Origin of the sequence: Niveispirillum fermenti (genome assembly GCF_048066175.1) — a bacterium.
Taxonomy (GTDB): Bacteria; Pseudomonadota; Alphaproteobacteria; order Azospirillales; family Azospirillaceae; genus Niveispirillum; species Niveispirillum fermenti.
In genome coordinates, this window is the sequence record NZ_JBLTXA010000082.1 from 1 (window position 1) to 2,501 (window position 2,501).

Here is a 2,501-nt window from a genome sequence, read left to right on the forward strand (position 1 = left end):
GTACGCGTCCGGTGTGAACCGCCTTGCGGTGTGTGCGGGATAGCTGGGAGTCTTTGCGTAAGCGCGATAGCGCGGACGCAAACGAGTGGCAAACGTGATGGCTTATCAGCGGCTGGAGGTTTTGACGGGTACGGAGCGGCGTCGAAAGTGGTCGGACGCGGAGAAGGTCCGGCTGGTGGAGGCGGCGTTCAGGCCGGGGATCGTGGTCAAGGATGTTGCCCGGCGGTTCGGGGTCCATGAGAGCCTGCTGTACCGGTGGCGCCGGCAATTGGGCGTATCGGTTTCGACGGTCGACAGCCCGGTTCCGGCGTTTGCGCCGGTCCAGCTTGCCGCTGTGAATGAGCCGATGGCCATGCCGGTCGCGGAGACGGCGCTGCCGACCCCCAGCCCGTCCGCAACATCGGTCGCTGAGATCTCCGTGCTTCTGCCCGGCGGGGTCGAGGTGCGGCTGCGGGGGTCGGTGGATCTGGCGCTGGCCAGGGCGGTGATCCGGGCGGCCGGAGGGGCGGGATGATCCCGATCCCGCCGGGGGTGCATGTGTGGCTGGCGACGGGGCGGACGGACATGCGCAAGGGGTTCGACAGCCTTGCCCGTCAGGTGCAGGAGGTTCTGGGACGCGATCCCCATGGCGGTCACCTGTTCGTCTTTCGTGGCCGCCGCGGTGACCTGGTGAAGGTCATCTGGCATGACGGCCAAGGCGCCTGCCTGTTCACCAAGCGCCTGGAGCGCGGCCGGTTCATCTGGCCGTCGGTGGTGGACGGGGCGGTGACGCTGAGCCCGGCCCAGTTGGGCTATCTGCTGGAGGGGATCGACTGGCGGCTGCCGCAACACACGGCCCGGCCCGAACGGGCGGGCTGAAAAGCTGCAGACAAGACGGCGTGGGCATGATTCAATGACCCCATGTCCAGCCCCAATCCTCTCGCCCAAGCTGCCGACAATCTGCCCGCCGATCTGGCGGCAGCCCATGCGTTGATCCTGGCGTTGCAGGGGGAGTTGGCGACGGCGCGCCAACAGGCCGGTGAACGGGCGATCGAGATTGAACGGCTGCGTCTAGCCCTGGCCAAGGCCCGGCGGGAGCTTTACGGCCAATCCTCCGAGCGGGGCAGGCTGCTGGTGGAGCAGTTGGAACTGCAACTGGAGGAGTTGGAGGAGACCAGCGCCGAGAACGAGGTGGCCGGCGAACTCAGCACGCCCGCCCCCACCCTTGCCGTCACACCGCGCAAGCCGGCGCGGCGACCACTGCCGGAGGCGCTGCCACGGGAGCGTATCGTCCATCCGGGACCCTGTGTCTGCGACCGCTGCGGCGGCGATGCCTTACGCAAGATCGGCGAGGATGTGCTGGAAAGCCTGGAATGCGAACCCCGCCGCTGGAAGGTGGTGCAGCATGTGCGGGAGAAGTTCGCCTGCCGGTCCTGCGAGGCGGTAAGCCAGACGCCGGCGCCCTCCCATCCGATCCGGCGTGGCCGGGCCGGGCCGAACCTGCTGGCCATGGTGCTGGCCGGGAAATATGCCCAGCATCTGCCGCTGCACCGGCAGAGTGCCGCCTATGCCCGGGAAGGGGTCGACCTGGACGTTTCCACTCTGGCCGACTGGGTCGGCGCGGCGGCAGCAACCCTGGCCCCGCTGGTGGCGGCGATACGCTCCCACGTTCTGGCGGCTGATCGTCTCCATGGCGATGACACGCCGGTGCCGGTTCTGGCCAAGGGCAAAGCCGCCACCGGCCGACTATGGGTCTATGTGCGGGACGATCAGCCGTTCGGTGGCAGCGATCCGCCCGCCGCCCTCTACCATTATGCCCGCACCCGTGCCGGCGAACATCCGCAGCGCCACTTGGCCGGCTGGGCCGGAATATTCCAGGCCGACGCCTACAGCGGCTATGCCGGCCTCTACGATCCCGCCCGCAAGCCCGGTCCCCTCCAGGAGACCGGATGCTGGAGCCATGTCCGCCGTCGGTTCTTTGACCTGGCCAAGGATGGCAAGTCGCCCCTGGCAGCCGAGGCCGTGAAGCGCATCGACGCGTTGTTCGCCATCGAGCGGACCATCAACGGCCGCGCCATCGCGGAACGTGCCGAAACCCGCCAGGAGAAAAGCCGTCCCCTGATCGACGATCTGGAGCGATGGCTGCGCCACGCCTGTGCCCGCCTGTCGCCCAAGTCGGATCCTGCCAAGGCCATGGACTATGCCTTGAAACGTTGGCAAGCGATGACCCGGTTCCTGGAGGACGGGCGCATCTGCCTGTCGAACAATGCCGCCGAACGCGCCTTGCGTGGCATCGCCGTCGGACGCCGGAATTGGACCTTCTGCGGTTCCGATGCCGGCGGCGACAGGGCCGCCGCCATCTACACCCTCATCGAGACCGCAAAGCTCAACAACGTCGATCCCCAAGCCTGGCTCGCCGACACCCTCGCCCGCATCCATGATCATCCCGCAAAGGCCATCGCCGACCTCTTGCCATGGAACTGGAAGGCAAAGGCCTGAATGGGTCTACGCCGGATGCTTAC

Annotated in this window: 3 protein-coding genes; all 3 read left to right on the plus strand. The window is 67.6% G+C overall.

Annotated features, from left to right (window positions below; translation table 11 throughout):
* Window positions 1-85 precede the first annotated feature (85 nt).
* From tnpA to tnpC, 3 genes are read left to right on the plus strand one after another with little or no spacing between them, the layout of a single operon-like run.
* Complete coding sequence (tnpA, locus tag ACM9LZ_RS25685; RefSeq protein ID WP_416622348.1) at window positions 86-514, plus strand: IS66-like element accessory protein TnpA; 429 nt, start codon at window positions 86-88, stop codon at window positions 512-514.
* On the plus strand, window positions 511-858 hold the full coding sequence (gene tnpB / locus ACM9LZ_RS25690; protein ID WP_094453379.1) for an IS66 family insertion sequence element accessory protein TnpB: 348 nt from the start codon (window positions 511-513) through the stop codon (window positions 856-858). Before tnpA ends, tnpB begins: the two co-directional genes overlap by 4 nt.
* Window positions 859-900: 42 nt before the next feature.
* Window positions 901-2,478: an IS66 family transposase gene (tnpC, locus tag ACM9LZ_RS25695; RefSeq protein WP_416622349.1), complete on the plus strand. Its 1,578-nt coding sequence runs from the start codon at window positions 901-903 to the stop codon at window positions 2,476-2,478.
* Window positions 2,479-2,501: the final 23 nt, after the last annotated feature.

Excerpts from the sequence above, each read along its gene's own strand:
- tnpC (WP_416622349.1), top strand. The coding sequence starts at position 901 with ATGTCCAGCCCCAATCCTCTCGCCCAAGCTGCCGACAATCTGCCCGCC.
- tnpB (WP_094453379.1), top strand. The coding sequence starts at position 511 with ATGATCCCGATCCCGCCGGGGGTGCATGTGTGGCTGGCGACGGGGCGG.